Origin of the sequence: Streptomyces sp. NPDC006193 (assembly GCF_040613915.1) — a bacterium.
Classification (GTDB): Bacteria; Actinomycetota; Actinomycetes; order Streptomycetales; family Streptomycetaceae; genus Streptomyces.
On record NZ_JBEXTB010000013.1, the window covers coordinates 70131 to 90977 of the forward strand.

Annotated in this window: 15 protein-coding genes; 4 read left to right on the forward strand and 11 right to left on the reverse strand. The window is 72.3% G+C overall.

What is annotated here, in order from left to right; all coding sequences use genetic code 11:
• Positions 1 to 277 precede the first annotated feature (277 nt).
• From ABZ261_RS15065 to ABZ261_RS15080, 4 genes are all read right to left on the reverse strand, one after another.
• A complete protein-coding gene (locus tag ABZ261_RS15065; RefSeq protein WP_356859125.1) occupies positions 278 to 1165 on the reverse strand; it encodes a FadR/GntR family transcriptional regulator in 888 nt (295 codons plus the stop codon).
• Positions 1166 to 1327: 162 nt separating this feature from the next.
• Positions 1328 to 4123: an ATP-binding cassette domain-containing protein gene (locus tag ABZ261_RS15070; RefSeq protein WP_356859126.1), complete on the reverse strand. Its 2796-nt coding sequence runs from the start codon at positions 4121 to 4123 to the stop codon at positions 1328 to 1330.
• Positions 4124 to 4338: 215 nt separating this feature from the next.
• A complete protein-coding gene (locus ABZ261_RS15075; protein WP_356859128.1) occupies positions 4339 to 5097 on the reverse strand; it encodes an NUDIX hydrolase in 759 nt (252 codons plus the stop codon).
• A 177-nt stretch (positions 5098 to 5274) separates the two neighbouring features.
• Complete coding sequence (locus ABZ261_RS15080) at positions 5275 to 6819, reverse strand: DUF4192 domain-containing protein (RefSeq protein WP_356859130.1); 1545 nt, start codon at positions 6817 to 6819, stop codon at positions 5275 to 5277.
• Between the two features lie 141 nt (positions 6820 to 6960).
• On the opposite strand from ABZ261_RS15080, the gene ABZ261_RS15085 reads away from it, so the two are divergent.
• Both ABZ261_RS15085 and ABZ261_RS15090 read left to right on the forward strand, forming a co-directional pair.
• The gene (locus ABZ261_RS15085) at positions 6961 to 9126 is read left to right on the forward strand and encodes a RecQ family ATP-dependent DNA helicase (RefSeq protein ID WP_356859132.1); all 2166 of its coding nucleotides are present in this window, start codon (positions 6961 to 6963) and stop codon (positions 9124 to 9126) included.
• Between the two features lie 267 nt (positions 9127 to 9393).
• Positions 9394 to 10014: a hypothetical protein gene (locus ABZ261_RS15090; protein WP_356859134.1), complete on the forward strand. Its 621-nt coding sequence runs from the start codon at positions 9394 to 9396 to the stop codon at positions 10012 to 10014.
• Between the two features lie 329 nt (positions 10015 to 10343).
• Here ABZ261_RS15090 and ABZ261_RS15095 read toward each other — a convergent pair whose 3' ends face one another.
• The 3 genes from ABZ261_RS15095 to ABZ261_RS15105 all read right to left on the reverse strand — a co-directional run bounded on the left by ABZ261_RS15095 (position 10344) and on the right by ABZ261_RS15105 (position 12474).
• Positions 10344 to 10976: a hypothetical protein gene (locus ABZ261_RS15095; RefSeq protein WP_356859136.1), complete on the reverse strand. Its 633-nt coding sequence runs from the start codon at positions 10974 to 10976 to the stop codon at positions 10344 to 10346.
• 68 nt (positions 10977 to 11044) lie between these two features.
• Positions 11045 to 11746 carry a ribonuclease HII gene (locus ABZ261_RS15100; protein WP_356859138.1) on the reverse strand — a complete coding sequence of 234 codons (702 nt, stop codon included), beginning with the start codon at positions 11744 to 11746 and terminating at the stop codon, positions 11045 to 11047.
• Positions 11747 to 11850: 104 nt separating this feature from the next.
• Positions 11851 to 12474, reverse strand: coding sequence for a TetR/AcrR family transcriptional regulator (locus tag ABZ261_RS15105; RefSeq protein WP_356859140.1), 624 nt, complete (start codon positions 12472 to 12474; stop codon positions 11851 to 11853).
• 183 nt (positions 12475 to 12657) lie between these two features.
• Here ABZ261_RS15105 and ABZ261_RS15110 point away from each other — a divergent pair, with 183 nt between their 5' ends.
• Positions 12658 to 14208, forward strand: a complete 1551-nt coding sequence (locus ABZ261_RS15110) for an MFS transporter (protein ID WP_356859255.1) — start codon at positions 12658 to 12660, stop codon at positions 14206 to 14208.
• 418 nt (positions 14209 to 14626) lie between these two features.
• Here ABZ261_RS15110 and ABZ261_RS15115 read toward each other — a convergent pair whose 3' ends face one another.
• The 3 genes from ABZ261_RS15115 to ABZ261_RS15125 form a co-directional block, all read right to left on the reverse strand.
• Positions 14627 to 15532 carry an ADP-ribosylglycohydrolase family protein gene (locus ABZ261_RS15115; RefSeq protein ID WP_356859141.1) on the reverse strand — a complete coding sequence of 302 codons (906 nt, stop codon included), beginning with the start codon at positions 15530 to 15532 and terminating at the stop codon, positions 14627 to 14629.
• A 12-nt stretch (positions 15533 to 15544) separates the two neighbouring features.
• Complete coding sequence (locus tag ABZ261_RS15120; RefSeq protein WP_356859142.1) at positions 15545 to 16204, reverse strand: histidine phosphatase family protein; 660 nt, start codon at positions 16202 to 16204, stop codon at positions 15545 to 15547.
• A gap of 154 nt (positions 16205 to 16358) precedes the next feature.
• Positions 16359 to 16964, reverse strand: a complete 606-nt coding sequence (locus ABZ261_RS15125; RefSeq protein ID WP_356859144.1) for a YdbC family protein — start codon at positions 16962 to 16964, stop codon at positions 16359 to 16361.
• 151 nt (positions 16965 to 17115) lie between these two features.
• Here ABZ261_RS15125 and ABZ261_RS15130 point away from each other — a divergent pair, with 151 nt between their 5' ends.
• Positions 17116 to 17649 carry a TerD family protein gene (locus ABZ261_RS15130; protein WP_356859146.1) on the forward strand — a complete coding sequence of 178 codons (534 nt, stop codon included), beginning with the start codon at positions 17116 to 17118 and terminating at the stop codon, positions 17647 to 17649.
• Positions 17650 to 17864: 215 nt separating this feature from the next.
• Here the strand turns inward: ABZ261_RS15130 and ABZ261_RS15135 are convergent, their stop codons facing one another.
• Positions 17865 to 20756: a vitamin B12-dependent ribonucleotide reductase gene (locus ABZ261_RS15135; protein WP_356859148.1), complete on the reverse strand. Its 2892-nt coding sequence runs from the start codon at positions 20754 to 20756 to the stop codon at positions 17865 to 17867.
• Positions 20757 to 20847 lie beyond the last annotated feature (91 nt).

The window sequence follows — 20847 nt, forward strand, 5'->3', positions numbered from 1 at the left end:
CACCTCTTAGGTCATCGCGCAGTCTCCACGAGCGTTACGCGCAATCTGCGTGGCCCGAGTCACACCCCGTAAGCAACCAGAAGCGGTCAGACCTGCACAAAAGCAATCATCGCCGATTCCTGGTCCCGATCATCCCCTCACACCACGGCCGCCCGCCCGCCGACTGCGCGGACCCCGCCGGACTCCCGAAGGTCCGGCGGGGCCGGCGACGGCCTGCACCCGCACCCGGCGCCGCCGCGAGCACACCAGAACGCCCCGCACCGCATCCCTCGCGCGGTCAGTGCTCACGCGGAGCCGGAACCACGCGTTCCACCTCGGGGTGGACCGTGAGCAGCTGACGCATGGCCGTCTCGGCCGCCGCGCCGTCGCCGGTGCCCAGCGCGTCGACGATCCGCGCATGCTGCGCGAGGGACGCCTCGTTCGGCCGGTCACATGCCGTGACCGGGCCGCCCGACACCTGGAGCGCGGCCGTGACGATGCCGGAGAGGTGCTCCAGCATGCGGTTGCCCGCGATCTGGATGAGCAGGGCGTGGAACTCGGTGTCGGCGCGCGAGTAGGTGAGCACGTCTCCCTGCGCCATGGCGTGGCTCATGATCTCGACCATGTCGCAGAGGCGCTGCTGCACCTCCTCGCGCCCGTGCCCGGCCGCCAGACGGGCGGCGAGCGGCTCGATCGTCCAGCGCAGCTCGTTGAGTTCCCGGCGCTGGTCGTCGCGCTGGGGGCCGAAGGCCCGCCACTCGATGATGTCCGGGTCGAGGAGGTTCCAGTCGCTGACCGGCCGCACGCGGGTGCCGACGTTCGGGCGGGCGCTGACCAGGCCCTTGGCCTCGAGGACACGGAGGGACTCGCGGACGACGGTACGGGAGACCTCGAACCGCTGTCCGATCTCCTCGGGCACCAGCGGACGGTCGGCGCCCAGGTCGCCGGAGACGATCATCTGGCCCAGCTGCTGGACGAGTTGGCCGTGCAGTCCGCGTCCGCGGCTGCCGGCGGCCCGGCGGCCGACGCGGCCCAGCTCGGGGTCCCCGCCGTCCCAGACGGGCGCGCCGACGCGATCGGCCGCCGGGGCCTCGGCGTAGGGGTAGCGGTCGATGTCGCCCGGGCCGGCCAAACCTGAGTCTGTGGAGCGGGCTGCGGTCATCATGGTGTGCGCAAGGGTACTCACGAGTCCTTTGTCGGCGTCGTCTCCAACTCCCTTGAGGTCTTTGGTGAAAAGCACACGAAAGGGTGATCGCTCACTCCGTCGCAATTGACGCCTTATCGGAAAGAAATGGGCTTCTTGCGGGGAGTTGTGCGCACAGCAGGTCCGGAAGCGTACGAGCGGTCGTCATCGGAACCGCGTTCGCAGGGCCGTGCACAGATACGCGCACAGCAGCGCCGTGAGGGACAACGCCAGCGCCTCACCTACGGGTTGGGCGACCACCCGCACCGCCGCGAGCACATACCGCTCGCCCCCGAAGGGCCACTGCAGCAGGTGGACCTCCCGCATCCGGACCGGGAAGTCGGCCGCCATCCGCACGGCCGGCCCCTGAAGCGCCTTGCGCACGACCGGGACGACGAGGACGGGTACGGCGAGGACGGCGGCCAGGCCGGCCGAGGTGGACCGGAAGACGCCGGCCGCCAGCACACCGGCCCAGGCACATCCCACGACCAGCCCGAACCAACCCGCGGTCAGCGAGAGCCAGTCCGCGGGCACCTCCGTCAGCTCCCGCCCGTAGGCGATGTAGAGCGCTTCGGCGTCGCAGCCCACGGTGAGGAAGGCGAGCAGGGCGGCGGTGGCACCGGAGACGAACAGTTTGGCGGCCAGCAGCCCCAGCCGACGGGGCACGGTGCCGCGGTCCGCCGCCAGGGCGGGATGGCGGAACTCGTCCCCGAAGGCCAGCGCACCGATCAGTCCGGCAGCGAGCGCCGTGGGCGGCAGCGGCAGCTCTCGCGGCCACGCCGCGAACAGCCGCGCCTGCGGGGTGTGACCGTGCCGTGCCAGGAGCAGGGCGGTGAGCGCGGACACCACCAGCGCGGCCCCGCACGTGACGAACCCGGTGCCGATTCCGGCGGCGCGCCGGAGCTCGTAGCGCAGGGGGCGGAGGGGGCTGGGGGCGGGACGGACGGAGATGGGGGGCGGGAGGGGAGAGAGCGGCGTGGGCACACGGACGCCGTCGGGGCGGGCGGTGCGGGCTGCCTGGGGCTGCGCAGTGGTGGGGTGACGCGCACCCGGGAGGCGGGTGCGGATGCCGGTGGGACCCTGCGTGCTCTCCGCGCCCTCCGCGCCCTTGGTGCCCTTCGTGCCCGTGGTGGTCTCGGTGAGGGTGCTCGTGCCGCTTGTCTGCGCCCCGGACGCCGTGGCGAGCCCGCCGCGGCCCGGATCAGGCGCGGTAGTGCCGTCGGCCGGCCTGCCGCCGGAGGCGTCGACGGGCACTTCACCCCTTCTGGATGCGGACACGCCGTCGGGCGCGGTGTCGCCGTGCGCGGGACCGTCGGCCGAGGCTGCTGACGGCTGTGCGGCCGGAGGGGCCGCTGCGGCGGCTCGCGAGGTGGTCGGCGCCGGAGCGCCGGGGAGGGTCGCCGCGCCGGTCCGGTCCGGCCGTCCACCGGTGACCTGCCCCGGCGCAGGCCGCTCGTCGCCGGCGGCCTGCATCCGCTCGGCCGTCGGGAGGACGGCCGCCGCCTGCGGTTCGCCGGCGGCGTCAGGACCGGTCCCCGGCTCCGCTGCCGCCGCCGACGGCGCGCCCGTGACGGACTCCGTCCGCCCCGACGGGTGCCCGGAGGCCGTGGCGCCCGGCGCGGGAGAGGCGTCGTCCGGGGCCGCCGGGCGGGATCCGGCCGCTGCCGGGCCGGGTGCTCCTGCGCCCGGGGCCCAGGCCGTCGCGCGGCTGTCGGCGGTGGTCAGGTCGAATGCCGGGGTGCGCGGGTCCGAGGCCGGCCCGGCGGCGGTCGATCCGGCCGGCGCGAAGCCGGGCGCGGCGGTCTCCGGCTGCACGGCATGTCCCGGCGCCGTCGGCGGCTCGCCGCCAGCTTCTTCCGGGTCCGCCGGTGAGCCACCGAGCGCGGCCGAGGCGGATCGCGATGCCGGGCGACGGGACTTCAGGCGCCCGCCTCCCCCCGCATACGCGCCGTCGCCGTCGGGCTGCTCCCGCTCCGCCTGCGGGACGGCTTGCTCCGTGGCGGCCCGCTCCACCGGCGACGCGTCCGGCTCGACCCGCCGCGACTCGGGGGGCTGCGTCGCCTCGTCCCGCCCGGTGCCGGCTCCCGGGCCCATGTCGCCGACCTCGTCCGCCAGTTGATGCACGAGGATGCCGTGGCGGTACGCGATCTCGCCGACGTCGGCGGTCGAGCTGCCGTACACCGAGAGACGGTTGCCGCCCTCGCGGACGACCTCGACGGAGCGCCGAGCGGTCCTCGCCTCCTTGGCGAGCAGGGTCGCCAGGCGTGCGGCGTGGGGGCTGCGGACGGCCACGCGCGGGCGGAGCCGGGTGCGCGCGAACTCCTTGGCCGGCTGGTCGGCGACGAGTCTGCCGCTGTCGAGAGTGACGACCCTGTCGGCGGTGCGCGCGGCCTCCTTCGGGTCGGCCGTGGTGAGAAGCACCGTGCCGCCCTGGGTGGCGTGAGCGCGCAGCATGCCGTGCAGCCACTGCGCCTCCCGGCTGGAGAGGCCGTCGGTGGGTTCGTCCAGGACGAGCGTGTGCGGGTCGGGCAGGAGGGCGCAGGCCAGGCCGAGTCTTCGGTCCATGCCGCGCGAGAGTGTGCCGAGGCGCTCCTCACGGAGGCTGACGAGGCCGACCACTTCGAGGACCTCGTCCGCGCGCCGGGCCGGGACTCCGGAGGCCGCGCACAGCATCCGCAGATGGTTGCGGACCGAGCGGGCGGGATGGCCCGGCACATCGCCGAGGAGCACACCGACCTCCCGCGACGGATGGGCGATCCGGTGCAGGGGTCGCCCCCTGAAGTAGGTGATGCCGCGCCCCTGTTCGAGCTCGAGCATGAGTCTGAGCGCTGTTGTCTTGCCCGCGCCGGTGCCACCGAGGAGGGCGGTGACGTGCCCGGCGCGCGCTTCGAAGGAGACGTCGTCGACAGCGGGCGGGTGCGCCTTGCGGGAGTTGCTGGTCAGTCCGAAGGCCTGGATCACCTGCAGCAAGATAGCGCGACATGTCTGTTATTTCCGGGTATAAGGCAGTGTGCCGCACGTGCAGTGTGTCCTGGCCCTGCCGGTGTCCGCCGTTCGATGCAGCAGCGGCTCCGCCGGGACGGCGGCGAAGCGGCCGGCGGGACGTGTGCTGCCGAGCCCACTGCGCCGACGGGCGGGGGCTCGGGGCTCGTCGACGGGTCCGCCGGTCGCGCGCCTCAGACCTCGGGACGCAGCATCGGCGGGTTGAGCAGGGTCGCGCCGCCGGCCCGGAAGAGCTGCGCCGGCCTGCCGCCCTGGCGTGTGGTGGTACCTCCCGTGGGGACGAGGAATCCCGGCGTCCCGGTGACCTTGCGGTGGAAGTTGCGCGGGTCGAGGGACACGCCCCACACCGCCTCGTACACCCGGCGCAGCTCTCCGACGGTGAACTCGGGCGGGCAGAAAGCGGTGGCCAGCGAGGAGTACTCGATCTTGGAACGCGCCCGTTCCACACCGTCGGCGAGGATCTGGGCGTGGTCGAAGGCGAGCGGCGCCAGCGCCTCGCCGTCTCGGCCGTAGCCGCCCGGCCGGAGCAGCTCCTCGACCGGGGCCCAGCGCGCGTTGCTGGCGTCGCCTCCGGCCCGCGGGGCGGGCAGGTCGGGCGCGAGCGCGAGATGCGCGACGCTGACCACGCGCATGCGCGGGTCGCGCTTCGGGTCGCCGTAGGTGGCGAGCTGCTCGAGATGGGCTCCATTGTCCTGGACCGGGACCGAGGGGTCGTGGGCGCGCAGCCCGGTCTCCTCGGCCAGCTCACGCGCTGCCGCCTGCGACAGGTCCTCGTCCGCCCGCACGAAACCGCCGGGCAGGGCCCAGCGCCCCTGGAAGGGGGGCTCGCCCCTGCGTACCGCCAGCGCGCACAGGGCATGGCGGCGCACGGTCAGCACGACCAGGTCCACGGTGACGGCGAAAGGCGGGAACGCTGACGGGTCGTAGGGCATGCCGTGATCATAGTCGTCTTCCTGACGATAAACACTCCCTTCGCGGGCCTGCCGACGGTGGTTCCGCTCGGTTCCGGTGGCACGTGCGAGGCCGGCTCCCGCCCACTGCCGGCCGGATCGCACGAGGTCACTGCCGACAGGTCACCGTGAGAACGGCCTGGGCACACCGGCCGGTGCTCATGCGTCGCCCTCGGGCGGGCAGGGCTCGCTGCCGGACGGGGCGCCGCCGGTCTCGGCGTCGCCGGCGCCCGCTGCGCGGGTGCTCGGGGCCCCGCCGCCACGCCGGACGGGGCCGGCTCCGGCCGATCGAGGACGGGAGTCGGCCGGGCGCCGCCGGTCCCGCGCCGCCCTTGCGCCGGAGCGGGCGTCGCGGCCGGCCGCGGATCGGGCACGACGCCGGCGACGCGAACCCGTCCGCGCATCGGGTTCCGCGTCCTCGCCGTCCGCCGGGATGCTCGCACCGGGTGCCGGGGCCGGGGGTCGCGGCGGCTCGGCGTGAGCGGTCCCGGGTGCCGGGTCGGCCTGTTCCGCGACGTCCGCCGGCGTACGTCCCGCCCGCTCCACACGCAGGCAGCGGCGGACCGCCTCCGGGTCGAGTCCTTCGTTGCACGCCTGGTGCAGCAGGCGGGCGAAAAGGTAGTCGGGATCCGCGCCCAGCGCCATGGCCAGTGCCTCCCGAGCCTCCAGCTCGTCGCCCGTCGACCAGGCGACCCAGCCGGCCAGGGTCAGCGGGGCGGCCGCGTGCTCTCCGTAGGGACCGACGCAGCGGCGGGCCAAGGCGCGCCAGAGCCGCAGGGCCGGTGCCGCCTCGTCCCCCTCCATCCATGCCGCGGCCAGGTCGCGGGTCGTCCGGTCCTGGAGCCCGAGGATCAGCGCCGCCGCCTCGTCGTCCCCGAGGAGGTCGTCGTCGCGCACGTCCGCCGGGTGCGCGCCGGAGACCGGTGCCGCCGCGGCGTAGCGCCGGATGACCCGCTCGGCGAGGTCCAGAGTCTCCCGGGCCACATCCTGTCGGGTCGTCTCGTCCAGGATGCGGTGCACCAGCGTCATGCCGGCCGCGTCCAGGGCGATCTCCTGTTTCAGGGCCGCTGCGGTCTCGAAGGGCTGCAGCCTGGCCCGCAGCTCCCTGAGGGTGCCGCGCACCTGGATGCCGGCGTAGGTGGCCGCGGCGGCCAGTACGGACGTGCCGGGCAGGCCCATCGGCGACCCCTCCTCGGGGCAGCAGCGCTCGATGGGGCAGCAGTACGACCAGTAGCGTCCGTCCGAGATGCACAGGGCCTCGATGACCGGCACGTCGAGGCTGCCGCACTCGGTGCGCATGAGCTGGGCCAGCCGGTCGAGCCGTCGTTTGACGTCCCGGCCGGACTCTCCGGGGCCGGGTTCCTGGCAGACGTAGGCCACCATGCGCTCCGGCTTGGCGCCGCGCCGCTCGCTGCCTACGACCAGCCCGCGGGCCAGCTGCCGCGCGGCGGCCTCCCAGTCCTCCTCGTTCGCGGGGATGCCGAGCCGGGCCCGGCCGCCGAACCTGCCGCGGCCCTCGCGGTCGTGCAGGGCGACCAGCACCATGCTGTCCTCCGGGCGGTAGCCCAGCAGGTAGGGCAGGGCGTCGGCCAGTTCGCCCGGGGTGCGGAGAGTGACCTGCGCGCCTTCGGCCGGGCCGTACGGCTCCGCTTCCGAGATGTCACTGTTTTCGAAGGGTCCGGCGGTTTCGCTGTGATTCGTCATGCGCTGACGATCTCGCGAATCGCCGATCTCCGCTCGGGCCTGTGGATAAGTCGAATCAGGGACACGACAAGACGTCTGCGCCGTCCACAGTCCCCGCCCGGGGCCGCCCGCTTGTCGGTCCCGTCCTGTTGTATGGAACGCATGGAGCACACGAGCAACGCGGATCTCCGGGCGCAGGCCGACGCCGTCCTCGCCCGTCTCGTCGGGGACGCCACGGGCACCGCCCGACTGCGCGAGGACCAGTGGCGGGCGATCGAGGCGCTGGTCGCCGAGCGGCGCCGGGCCCTGGTCGTGCAGCGCACGGGGTGGGGCAAGTCCGCGGTGTACTTCGTGGCCACCTCCCTGCTGCGGGCCGCGGGAAGCGGGCCCACGGTGATCGTCTCGCCCCTGCTCGCGCTCATGCGCAACCAGGTGGAGGCCGCCGCCCGGGCCGGCATCCGAGCACGCACCATCAACTCGGCCAACACCGAGGAATGGGAGTCCGTCCAGGCCGGGATCGCGGCGGGCGAGGTCGACGTGCTGCTCGTCTCGCCGGAGCGGCTGAACAACCCCGACTTCCGCGACCGGGTCCTGCCCCAGTTGTCCGCGGCCACCGGGCTGCTGGTCGTGGACGAGGCCCACTGCATCTCCGACTGGGGCCACGACTTCCGGCCCGATTACCGCCGGCTGCGCACCATGCTCGGCGATCTCCCGCCCGGCGTTCCCGTGCTGGCCACCACCGCCACGGCCAATGCGCGGGTGACCGCGGACGTCGCCGAGCAGCTCGGCACGGGCGGCACGTCCGACGCCCTGGTGCTGCGCGGGCCGCTGGACCGGGAAAGCTTGAGCCTGGGCGTCCTGCAGCTCCCCGACGCCGCGCACCGGATGGCCTGGCTCGCCGACCATCTCGGCGACCTGCCGGGCTCCGGTATCGTCTACACGCTCACCGTCGCGGCCGCCGAGGAGGTCACCGCCTTCCTGCGCCGGCGCGGGCACACCGTCGCCTCGTACACGGGCAAGACGGAGAACGCCGACCGGCAGCAGGCCGAGGACGACCTGCTCGCCAACCGTGTCAAGGCCCTGGTCGCCACCTCGGCTCTCGGTATGGGCTTCGACAAACCCGACCTCGGTTTCGTCGTCCACCTCGGTTCGCCCTCGTCCCCCATCGCCTACTACCAGCAGGTCGGCCGGGCCGGCCGCGGCGTCGAGCACGCCGAGGTGCTGCTGCTGCCGGGCAAGGAGGACGAGGCCATCTGGGAGTACTTCGCGTCCTTGGCGTTCCCCTCCGAGGACCTCGTCCGGCGCACCCTGGACGTACTCGCCCGGGCGGACGGGCCCCTGTCGCTGCCCGCCCTGGAACCGCTGGTGGAGCTGCGCCGCTCACGCCTGGAGACGATGCTCAAGGTGCTCGACGTGGACGGCGCGGTGCGCCGCGTCAAGGGCGGCTGGATCGCTACCGGACAGCCGTGGTCGTACGACGCCGAGCGCTACGCATGGGTGGCCCGGCAGCGTGCGGCCGAGCAGCAGGCCATGCGGGAGTACGCGGCCACCACCGAATGCCGGATGGAATTCCTGCAGCGCCAGCTGGACGACGAGGGCGCCAAACCCTGCGGCCGCTGCGACAACTGCGCGGGACCGCGCTTCACGGCCGGCCTCTCCACGGCGGCGCTGGACGCCGCACGGGGCGATCTGGGCCGTGCCGGAGTGGAGGTGGAGCCGCGACGCATGTGGCCGACCGGCCTGCCGGCCATCGGCATCGACCTCAAGGGACGCATCCCGGCCGGGGAACAGGCTTCGCCGGGGCGGGCTCTGGGACGTCTGTCGGACATCGGCTGGGGCAACCGGCTGCGTCCGCTGCTGGCTCCCCGAACCCCGGACGCCGCCGTGCCGGACGACGTGGCGCGAGCGGTGGTCGGCGTGCTGGCCGACTGGGCGAAGGGCCCCGGCGGCTGGGCCTCCGGTGCGTCCGACGCCCCGCCCCGGCCGGTGGGCGTGGTCACCCTCGCCTCACGCAGCCGGCCCCGGCTGATCCACTCCCTGGGCGTCCGGATCGCGGAGATCGGCAGACTGCCCCTGCTCGGATCCGTCGAGTACGCCGGGGACGTGCCCAGGATGCCGCGCAGCAACAGCGCGCAACGGCTGAAGGCGCTCGACGGTGCGCTGACGGTGCCGCCGGCCCTCGCGTCGGCGCTCGCCGAGGCACAGGGGCCGGTGCTGCTGATCGACGACTTCACGGAGACGGGCTGGACTCTGGCCGTCGCCGCGCGCCTGCTCAGGAGGTCCGGAGCGCGGGGGGTGCTGCCGCTGGTCCTCGCCGTGCAGGGCTGACCACGCAGCCGGTCGCGGTAACCTTCCCCGCTCTGACCGGCCCGCTCGTGCTTCGGCAGGAGAACCGGTGGGCAGGGATATAAGCCCCGCATCAGGAGATAACCGTCGGCCGCCTCAATTGCTCGTTGCCGCGGCCGAGTTCGGCAGGAAGAATTGAGGTCCGCTCCCCGCGCCGCTCGTCCGTCATCCGGTTGGGCTCCGCTGCGGTGCGCGCTCCCCCGAATCCGACCCCGCCCGCAGTGTGGGCGCGTAGCCGAAGGGAGGAACGTGACCTTCGGATTCGCCTCGACCTCGGCGGCCTCGTTGTCGACGTCCGCGTCCGCCGCTTCCGCCAGTCGCCTGCTCGAGCCCGCCGAGTGGGCTGCCGCCGGAATCCCCCTGCTGCGCAACCCCCGCGAGATCGTCAGCGGGCTGCACGCCCGCCATCGCCCCGTGCCGCACACCGCGATCGTGGCGGTCCTCGACCCGGACGAGCGGCTGCGGGCGAGTGCCTCGTTCACGCGCCGTCTCGCTCCGGCCGACGGCTGGATGTTCCGCAACGCGCTGCTCGCCCAGCTGCGCCGGGTGATCCCGCACGACCTGCGCCGCCGCACCCCCGTCCGTACGGCCGTCCTCCTCTACTGCCGTGAGGGCGACGGGCGTTGGACCGAGGAGGACGGCGCGTGGATGTGGGGGCTGCGCGACGCCTGCACGCTGCACGGGCTGCGCTGCGGGGCGTACATCACGCTGACGGACGACGGCTGGCAGGTGCTCGGAGAGGGGCGCGGTGGACGCCGCCCCCACGTGCACTCGGCCCCGGAACCCTTCGCCACGTCCGAGGCCCCGCCGCTCCCGCCCCGCTCCGGAGGACCGGTCTCGGAGGTGCTGCGCCGCGCGGCGGCCCGCTGAGCGGCGCCGGCCGAAACGGCCGGCGTCACGGTCCGCACCGGCAGGGGGCCCTGCCCCGGAACGGACCGGCCGGTGCGGCCCCGCGCCGGGCCGACGACCGGCCGACGCCCCGACCCGCTACGGCCGCGGCAGGACTCACCGTGCCACGGCCGCGCATTCGACCAGGACGCCCCCGACCGGGACACCGCCCGGCAGCGCCACCGCTTCCCGCCAAGGTCGTCAGAGAGCCGCTCCCCCACGGGCCCTTTCGGCATGCCAAAAGCCGCACCGTGCGGGGTGCGCCGGAGCGGCTCCTTCGGCTCCTGGTGCCCCGAGGCGCCGGACGCGGCTCAGACGCCGGCGCCCAGCACCGAGTTGATCTGCTGCGGGTCGCCGCAGACGATCAGCAGGGCACCGGCCCGGGCATGGGCCAGCGGGAGAGCGGTGGCAGCGGCGGAGGCGGGGCCTCCGTTGACGGCCACGACGACCACCGGCCGGGACGCGGCGCGGGAGGCGACGGAGGCGTCCGCGTAGAAGACGTCGTCACCGGCGTCGTGCTGCGCCCAGTAGGAGGCTTCGCCGAAGGTCAACTCGTGCTCGGCCCACGGGTGCTGGGCACCAGTGGTGATCACGAGCACGTCGCCGGGGGCACGGCCCGAGTCCAGGAGCAGGTCCACCGCCTCTTCGGCGGCGTCGAGCGCACCCTCGGCCGAGGCCGGGATCAGCTGGATCTGCGGGGCCGCGGCAGCGGCGGCGGGAACGGCCGGGCCGGACGGGCCCGGCTTGGCCGGAGTCACGTCACGCGGCGTGCGCTGCACCGGCGGCGTGGGCCGCAGAGGGCCGGGACGACCGGGGCGGGACGGAGCCGCGGGGCGGGGGCCGGGTACGGGGCGGGGGGTCGGCGCGGTACGGCCGCTGGCCGGAGTGGCGCGGGGACCCTGGGCACTCTCGTGAATCTGAGGCTCCTCGGGAATGAGAGGCATGAGCTGATATTTATCAAACGTTGGTGCGGTGCGGATGACCGGGTGGCACTTCGGTGCGACCGGAACGGTCAGAAATCGAAGCCGAGCTGGCCCTCGATTTGCGGAACGTTTCCGTCCGCCCAGCTGCGGACCTTCTTGAGGTGCCGCCACTGAGGCAACGCATCAAGATACGCCCACGACAGACGGTGGTGCGGAGTGGGCCCCCGCTCCTCCAGTGCGGCCTTGTGCACGGGCGACGGATACCCGGCGTTGTCCGCAAACCCGAAGTCTGCATGCTCGGCACCCAGTTCGGCCATCATTTTGTCGCGCTCGACCTTGGCGATCACCGACGCCGCCGCGACGGCCACGCACGACCGGTCACCCTTGATCACCGTGCGGACCTTCCAGGGGGCTCCGAGGTAGTCGTGCTTCCCGTCGAGGATGACGGCGTCGGGGCGGACCGGCAGGGCGTCCAGGGCACGGACCGCGGCGAGTCGCAGGGCGGCCGTCATGCCCAGGTCGTCGATCTCCTCGGGGGACGCATGCCCCAGCGCGTAGGCCGTCACCCATGTCTGCAGGGCCGCGGCGAGTTCGGTGCGCCGCTTGAGCGTCAGCAGTTTGGAGTCGGTCAGCCCCTCTGGGGGCCGGCGGAGGCCGGTGATCGCGGCGCAGACGGTGACGGGGCCGGCCCAGGCGCCGCGCCCCACCTCGTCGACACCGGCTATGACCTTCGCTCCGGTCGTGGCGCGCAGGGAGCGCTCGACGGTGTGAGTAGGTGGTTCGTACGGCATGGCGCCCTTAGCGTACGCCGCCGGGATCTCCGCGCGACACCCCGGTGGCCGGTCCGCGGGCCCCGGCCGCGGGTCACCGCTCCAGGACGTCCGGAGGCGCGGGGTCAGGCGCCGTACGGGCGCAGCAGCGGGAGCATCAACCGGTCGATCATCTCTTCAAGATCCTGATCGCTCCATTCGCTGGCGCACATCTTCGAGCGGTACATCATCATCGCCGGGATCGCATCGAACACATACCCGTCGGCCGCATCCGAGCGCACCTCACCCCTTGCTATGCCACGGGTGATGACCTCGCGGAGCAGCTTGACGGTCGGCTCCACCACACTCCCGACGATCACCTCCGCGAAACGCTCCGCTTGCACCTGATCGCACTCGTGAATGACCGAACGCAGCGCGGCACCGGAGCGTGAGTACATGATCTGCCGGACCTGCCGGCACAGCGCGAGCAGGTCCTCGCGCACGCTGCCGAGGTCGGGGGCCTTGTCCACCCGGGGCAGTCCGGATGCCAGCGCATCCGCCACGAGATCCTCTTTGGAGGGCCAGCGGCGGTAGACCGCGGCCTTGCCGGTCTGCGCGCCGGCTGCGACGCCCTCCATGGTCAGCCCCTTCCAGCCGACCGTGCTCAGCTGTTCCAGGGCGGAGTCCAGGATCGCGCGTTCCAGCACCGCGCCGCGCCGACGAGGGGAAGCCGTTCGCGGGGGCGCGGCCGTCCAGCGCGAGGTAACCATCTGTGTTCTCCAGCATGCAAGGGAAGCGGGGGGATCCGGGGCGGGGGGTGCCACGCCGCAGCAACAGGGGGACGCGGGCGGGGCACTCACTTAAGTGAACGCTTGCGTTCACTGCGGGGGACTCACTACCGTGGACGCGACAGTGAACGCGAGCGTTCACTAACACCTTCACAGGGGACCATGGTGACGACCTCTCAGCTGCTCAACAACGATCGGAAACCGGGCACTGCCCGCCGGGAGGGGCATCCCGGCATCGCACTCACCGTCATCGCGGCGTGCCAACTCATGGTGGTACTCGACGCGACGATTGTGAACATCGCCCTCCCGCACATTCAAGACGCACTCAAGTTCAGCACCACCGACCTGACGTGGGTGGTCAGCGCCTACACGCTCACCTTCGGGGGACTGCTCCTGCTCGGTGCGCGGGCCGGTGACATCCTCGGCCGCCGCCGGGTGTTCATGGCCGGCATCCTGCTGTTCACCTTCGCCTCGCTGCTGGGCGGCCTCGCTCAGGAACCCTGGCAACTGCTGGCCGCCCGGGCCCTGCAGGGCATAGGCGGCGCGATCGCGTCGCCGACATCGCTGGCGCTGATCACGACGACCTTCCCGGAAGGCCCGGAACGCAACCGGGCCTTCGGTGTGTTCGCGGCCGTGTCCGCGGGTGGCGGTGCCATCGGCCTGCTCGCGGGCGGCATGCTCACCGACTGGCTGGACTGGCGGTGGGTGCTGTTCGTCAACGTGCCCATCGGTGTGCTGATCGCTTCGCTCGCTCCGCTGTACATCAACGAGTCCGAGCGGCATCCGGGCCGCTTCGACCTCACCGGAGCGCTGACTTCGACGCTGGGCATGGCCTCGCTGGTGTACGGCTTCATCCGCGCCGCGGAGGAGGGCTGGCGCGACGGCCTCACCCTCGGCTCCTTCGGCGCGGCCGCGGTCCTGCTGTTCGCCTTCGTCTTCACCGAGATGCGGGTGAAAGAGCCGATCACCCCGCTCAGGATGTTCACCGACCGGAACCGCTGGGGCACGTACGTGATCATGCTGAGCCTGGCCGCGGCCATGTTCGGCATGTTCTTCTACATCGTGCTGTTCGTCCAGAACGTGCTCGGCTACAGCGCCACCGAGGCCGGTGTCGCGTTCCTTCCGGTGACCGTCGCGATCGCGACCGGCGCGGGCCTGTCCCAGCGCTTCCTGCCCGCGCTCGGCCCCAAGCCGTTCATGATGGGCGGCTCGGCACTCGTGGTGACCGGCCTGGTCTGGCAGACGTTCATCCGCCCGGACAGCACCTATGTCGGCGGAGTGCTCGGGCCGATGCTGGTGTTCGGCTTCGGCATGGGCCTGAACTTCGTGACGGCCACCGTCACGGCCGTCTCCGGCGTCGCCCAGCACGATGCGGGCGCGGCGTCCGGGCTGCTCAACGCGATGCAGCAGGTCGGCGGCTCGCTCGGGCTGTCCATCCTGACGACCGTCTTCGGCACGGCCAGCACGGACGAGGCGAAGGAGCAGTTGCCGAAGTTCCTCGCCGAGGCCTCGCCGGAGCAGAAGGCCCAGTTCGCCAGGACGCACCAGCTGCCCGCGCCCTGGGGACACGAGGTGCTCGCCCACGGCATCTCCACCGCCTTCGTGCCGGCCGCCGCGATGGCCGGACTGGCCTTCCTCACCGCCTGGCTGGTGATCAGGGTCCGCAAGAGCGAGCTCGAATCGCTCGCGGGCATGGCGGGCCCGGGCATCGGCTGATCCCGGCCGCGCCGCGTGAAGCCGCGGCCGACCGGCCCGCCGCCCGGAGCCGACCGGTGCGGGCGGGCCGGTCGGCCGCACCAAGGCCACCAGCGCGCACGTCAGGATCAGTGACAGCGCGAGCACCAGCTCCGGCACCCGGGGGACGAACGCCACCTCGCACCTCCTCCGCTCTCATGCCGGTCCCGGACGATTCCCTGGCCGCCGGCATCGGCGACCGAAGGCGCCGGTGTGCGGCGGCTGTACAGAAGAAACGGGCGTCCGTCACACAGAGTTCCCGGCGGGCACGCAGAGTTTCGGCCGGTCTCGTTCCGCCGGTCCCGGCCGGCCATGCCTGGCCGACCCGGCCCACCCCGGTCGGCCCACCCCGGCCGGTACCGGTCCGCCACGGTTTCGGCGGCCGGACCCGGCGTGCGCGTCAGAGGCTCGCGGGCACCCACTCCGGCAGCGCCTCGGTGCGCGCCGCCCACTCGGCGGGCGGCGCCCCCGCCTTGTCCGCGGCCAGCACGCCGCCCACGATCGCGCAGGTGGTGTCCATGTCCCCGCCTGCCTGGGCGGTCGTCCAGAACGCGGTCTCGTAGTCGCCGAGGGCCCGCGCGGCGGACCAGAGGGCGAAGGGGACGGTGTCATGCGCGGTCGTACGCCGTCCGCAGCCCAGCACGGCCGCGACCGTGGCCGTGTCGCCGTAGTCCAGCATGTCCCGGGCGCGGCGCAGCCCCTGGCCGACCGCGCTCCTCGGTACGAGTGCAAGGACGCCGTCGAGCAGCGCCTCCGGGCCGGGCGGGCCGTCAGGCGAGCCGGCCAGCGCCGCCGCCGCGGCCACGGCCACCGCGCCGGCCACGGCCTCCCGATGCTGGTGGGTGGGATAGGCGGAGATCTCCGCCTGGTGGGCCGCCTGCTCGGGATCGTCCGCGTACCAGGCCCCCAGGGGGGCGATCCGCATGGCCGCTCCGTTGCCCCAGGAGCCCTGTCCGTTGAAGAGTCCGGCGGCCAGCTCGCGCCAGTCCTCCCCTTCCCGCACCAGACGCAGCAGGCGGCTGACGGCGGCGCCGTAGCCGCGGTCGGCGTCGTGGTGCCCGGCGAAGGAGCGGGCCAGTGCGTCCTGGTCGATGCGCTGGTGGGCGGCGAGAACGGCCACCACGGAGCAGGCCATCTCGGTGTCGTCGGTCCACTGCCAGGGGCCCGCGGGCAGCTCCCGGCGCTTGAGCAGGGGATGGTGCACGGGGACGAAGAACTGGGAACCCAGCGCGTCCCCCACGGCCAGTCCGCGCAGGCTCGCCAGGGCGCGCTCCAGGCGCCCGGAGACAGAGGAGTCAGCGGTCATCGGTCCGCCACTCTATCCGGTGACCCAGTACGGCACCGGCTCCCGCCAGCGCTCGAAGGGCCGGTCGAGCGTGTACTTGCCGTTCTCTCCGAGAACGAGCATCCGCATCTCGGCGTTCCCCGGGTTGGACAGCGACTCGAACTCCGCGACCGTCCAGTGGAACCAGCGCATGCAGAACAGGCGCATCGCGAGCCCGTGCGTCACGAGGAGGACGTTCGGCGGATGGTCGGGGGCCTCGAAGCTGCGGAACAGGCTCTCCAGGAAGCCGCCGACCCGGTCGTAGACGTCGGCGCCGGACTCGCCCTGCGGGAAGCGGAAGAAGAAGTGGCCGTAGGCGTCGCGGTAGGCCTTCTGCAGCCGCACGTCGTCGCGGTCCTGCCAGTTGCCCCAGTCCTGCTCGCGCAGCCTGGGCTCCTCGCGGACGCGTATGAGGCCGGGGTCGAGGTGGAAGGCGCGGAGCGTCTCGTGCGTACGGCGGTACGGGGAGACGTACACGCTCACGCGCTCCCGGCCGAACAGTTCCCGCAGCCGCGCTCCGGTCTCCTCCGCCTGCCGCCGGCCACGCTCGGTCAGCGCGAGGGAGTGGTCGGGCTCGCGTTCGTACACGGAGTCGTCGACGTTGCCCGTTGACTCGCCGTGCCGGACAAGGACGATGCGCCGTGGTCGTGCCATGCCGAAACCCTAGATCGAACGGCGCAGAGGAGGGCACTCGTACCGGCTCCATACGGCGTACGTCACACGCGCCCCGGGTCCGGGACCGTGCCGGCCGGCGCCCCCGCCCCGCCTCCGAGCAGTGCGTCCGGACGTCGAACCGACCCGTGGGTCCTCAGACCGTCCACAACGGCTCGAGCTCGACTATGTCGCCGGTGAGGGCCGCGATGTCCGCCTCGGTCTGGGCCCGCAGGGCCAGCCGCTCCACCCGCTCGGTGCGGTACTTCCCGTGCTCGGCCGCCGACCGCCACATCGAGAGGATCATGAACTCGTGCTCGGGCGCCTCGGCGAACATGCCGCGGATCATGCCGGGTGATCCCGCCATCGCGGGGTTCCAGACCTTCTCCTGCATGAGGGTGAAGTGCTCGACGCGCTCCTCGTGGACCCGGCACAGGGCCACCCTGATCAGATCGGCGTCGGTGAAGCGCGGCTCGAAGCCCGTCTTCACGTCGAACCGGTACTCGAACAGCTTGACCTGCGCGTCCTTGAAGGTGCCGGACTGGGCGGCGGCCAGGCGGTCATGGGAGCGGGCCATGAAGGAGTCGTAGAAGGCGCGGCTCTCCCAGAAGGCGAAGATGTGCGCCACTCCCGGCCGCTGCCGGCTCCAGCCCCCGCCCTGTCCCCGAAAACCCGGCTCCCCCAGAAGCCCCGCCCATTTCCGCTGCCCCCGCTCGAAACCCCTTCGGTCCACCACGGTGCAGCGAATCCACTTGACCAGCACCGCGCCATCGTAAGGCCACCGGGCGTGGCGCCGGTCACGCTCCAGGGGAGATCGCCCGCACACACGCCCCCGTGCGCGTGGCACGATGGGCAAGGTGCCTCGGACTCACGGGAGTTGGGGCGAGCGAGCCGCAGGGGGAAGGGAAGGCCTGGTGACCGGCTTCAGCAAGGGAATCCGCAAGGTCGAGGTCGCGCTCAAGTGGGACCCCAGTCCGGCAGGTCGGCCGCCGACCGACCTCGATGTCGTCGCCGCCACCTTCGCGTCGGACGACGCGTACGGCGCTCCGGCCTATCTGGTGCATTTCGACAGCCGCTCGCCGGACGGCACGATCTTCCTCGACCGTGACAGCACGGACGGCAAGGGCTTCGGCTGGGACGAGGTCATGACCCTCGAACTCGAACGGCTCGACACGCGGTACGCGCGCGTGGTGGTGGGCGTCGTCATCCAGCAGCGGTCGGGGCCCCGGACGTTCGACGGCGTGCTGAACCCGGCTCTGCGCATCCGGGAGGGCTACACCGTGCTGGCCGAGGACGACTTCGGCTCGGTCCTCGGGGCGACGGCCGCCACCGTCGCGGAGTTCGTGCGGGACGAATCCGGCGAGTGGACGTTCCGCCCGGGCGTCCACGGCTTCGACGAGGATCCCGCGACGTTCACCCGCGTCATGGGAAGGGCGCGCCGGCCCTGACCGACGTGGCGGGAAGGTGAGGGGCGCCGTCCGCAGCCGGCGCCCTCACCTCGGCGCGCCCCGGCGATGCGGGGGACGCGGGCCCCTGCCGGTCGCTCGCACCGGCGACAGGGAACAAGAGGGGCGCCGGCACTCCGGCCGGCGCCCCTCCCGTCAGGGACTACGTGCTGGTCACCGGGTGTGCCGAGGGAGCGCTCGGCACGGTGACGCCCGGATCAGCTGCAGCCGCTGGTGGAACCGCAGCCCTCGCAGATGTAGCAGGAGCCGGCCCGCTGCATCTTCGTACCGCAGGAGAAGCACAGCGGGGCGTCGGCCTGGATGCCCAGCTGCATCTCCACCAGCTCGGCGCTGGTGTGGGCCTGCTTCGGGGCGGGCTTGGCCGCCTCGGATTCGGCCTTCGGGGTGGCGACGGCCTTCAGCTCCTGGGTGCGCGGCGCCGACTGGGCCAGGCCCTCGACGTCCACCTCGTCCTCGGCCGGCTCGTAGCTACCGGTCTCCAGGTGACGCTGACGCTCCTCGGCGGAGTGGATGCCGAGCGCGGAGCGGGTCTCGAACGGCAGGAAGTCCAGCGCCAGGCGGCGGAAGATGTAGTCGACGATCGACTGCGCCATCCGCACGTCCGGGTCGTCCGTCATGCCGGCCGGCTCGAAGCGCATGTTGGTGAACTTCGAGACGTACGTCTCCAGGGGCACGCCGTACTGGAGGCCGACGGAGACGGCGATGGAGAAGGCGTCCATCATGCCCGCGAGGGTCGAACCCTGCTTCGACATCTTCAGGAACACCTCGCCGAGACCGTCGTCCGGGTAGGAATTGGCGGTCATGTAGCCCTCGGCGCCACCGACCGTGAAGGACGTGGTGATGCCGGGACGGCCCTTGGGCAGGCGCTTGCGGACCGGGCGGTACTCGACGACCTTCTCGACCTTGGGCTCGGCGGCCGGAGCCTCCTCGGCCTTCTTCTCCTCGGTCTCCTTCTTCTTGGCGGAGAGCGGCTGGCCGACCTTGCAGTTGTCGCGGTAGATGGCCAGCGCCTTGACGCCGAGCTTCCAGGCCTCGAAGTAGATCTCCTCGACCTCCTCGACGGTCGCCGTCTCCGGCATGTTGACCGTCTTGGAGATGGCGCCGGAGATCCAGGGCTGGATCGCGGCCATCATGCGGACGTGGCCCATCGGGGAGATGGCGCGCTCGCCCATGGCGCAGTCGAACACCTCGTAGTGCTCGTGCTTGAGGCCGGGAGCGTCGATCACGTTGCCGTGCTCGGCGATGTGGGCGACGATCGCCTCGATCTGCTCCTCCTGGTAGCCCAGGCGGCGCAGGGCCTGCGGAACGGTGCCGTTGACGATCTGCATCGAGCCGCCGCCGACCAGCTTCTTGAACTTCACGAGCGCCAGGTCGGGCTCGACGCCGGTGGTGTCGCAGGACATCGCGAGACCGATGGTGCCGGTGGGGGCGAGGACGGACGCCTGGGAGTTACGGAAGCCGTTCTTCTCGCCGAGGCGCAGCACGTCCTGCCAGGCCTCCGTGGCGGCGGCCCACACCGGGGTGTCCAGGTCGTCCATGCGGACGGCCTTGCCGTTGGCGTCGGCGTGCTGCTTCATGACGCGGTTGTGGGCGTCGGCGTTGCGGGCGTAGCCGTCGTACGGGCCGACGACCGCGGCGAGCTCGGCGGACCGGCGGTAGGCCGTGCCCGTCATCAGGGAGGTGATGGCGCCGGCCAGGGCGCGGCCGCCGTCGGAGTCGTACGCGTGGCCGGTGGCCATCAGCAGGGCGCCGAGGTTGGCGTAGCCGATGCCCAGCTGGCGGAAGGCGCGCGTGTTCTCGCCGATCTTCTGGGTCGGGAAGTCCGCGAAGCAGATCGAGATGTCCATCGCGGTGATGACCAGCTCGACGACCTTCTGGAAGCGCTCGGTCTCGAAGGACTGGTTGCCCTTGCCGTCGTCCTTCAGGAACTTCATCAGGTTCAGCGAGGCCAGGTTGCAGGACGTGTTGTCCAGGTGCATGTACTCGCTGCACGGGTTCGACGCGGTGATCCGGCCGGACTCGGGGCAGGTGTGCCAGTTGTTGATGGTGTCGTCGTACTGGATGCCCGGGTCGGCGCAGGCCCAGGCGGCCTCGGCGATCTTGCGGAAGAGCGCCTTGGCGTCGACCTCCTCGATGACCTCCCCGGTCATCCGGGCACGCAGCCCGAACTTGCCGCCCTCCTCGACCGCCTTCATGAACTCGTCGTTCACCCGGACCGAGTTGTTGGCGTTCTGGTACTGGACGGAGGTGATGTCGTCGCCGCCCAGGTCCATGTCGAAGCCCGCGTCGCGCAGGACGCGGATCTTCTCCTCCTCCTTGACCTTGGTCTCGATGAAGTCCTCGATGTCGGGGTGGTCGACGTCGAGCACGACCATCTTGGCGGCGCGGCGGGTGGCGCCACCGGACTTGATGGTGCCGGCGGAGGCGTCGGCGCCGCGCATGAAGGAGACCGGGCCGGAGGCGTTGCCGCCGGAGGACAGCAGTTCCTTGGAGGAGCGGATGCGGGAGAGGTTCAGGCCGGCTCCGGAGCCGCCCTTGAAGATCATGCCCTCTTCCTTGTACCAGTCGAGGATCGACTCCATGGAGTCGTCGACGGACAGGATGAAGCAGGCGGAGACCTGCTGGGGCTGCGGGGTGCCGACGTTGAACCAGACGGGGCTGTTGAAGCTGAAGATCTGGTGCAGGAGGGCGTACGCCAGCTCGTGCTCGAAGATCTCGGCGTCGGCGGGCGAGGCGAAGTACTTGTAGTCCTCACCGGCCTTCCGGTACGTCTTCACGATGCGGTCGATCAGCTGCTTGAGGCTGGTCTCGCGCTGCGGTGTGCCGACGGCACCGCGGAAGTACTTGCTGGTGACGATGTTGACCGCGTTCACCGACCAGAAGTCGGGGAACTCGACGCCACGCTGCTCGAAGTTGACCGAGCCGTCGCGCCAGTTGGTCATGACGACGTCACGGCGCTCCCAGGTCACCTCGTCGTACGGGTGTACGCCGGGGGTGGTGTGGATGCGCTCGATGTGCAGCCCCTTGTTGCCCGCCTTCGCGCCCTTGGCTCGGGAACCTCGTGCCGGACCGCTCGCCGTCTCTGTCATGCCGCCTCCCTGTACGGGCAAAACGCCCTGAAGTGCCCCTTTGTTCCCTTGGGCACGTTTTCTGTCGTGTGTCGCGGGCGCCCTCAGCTGC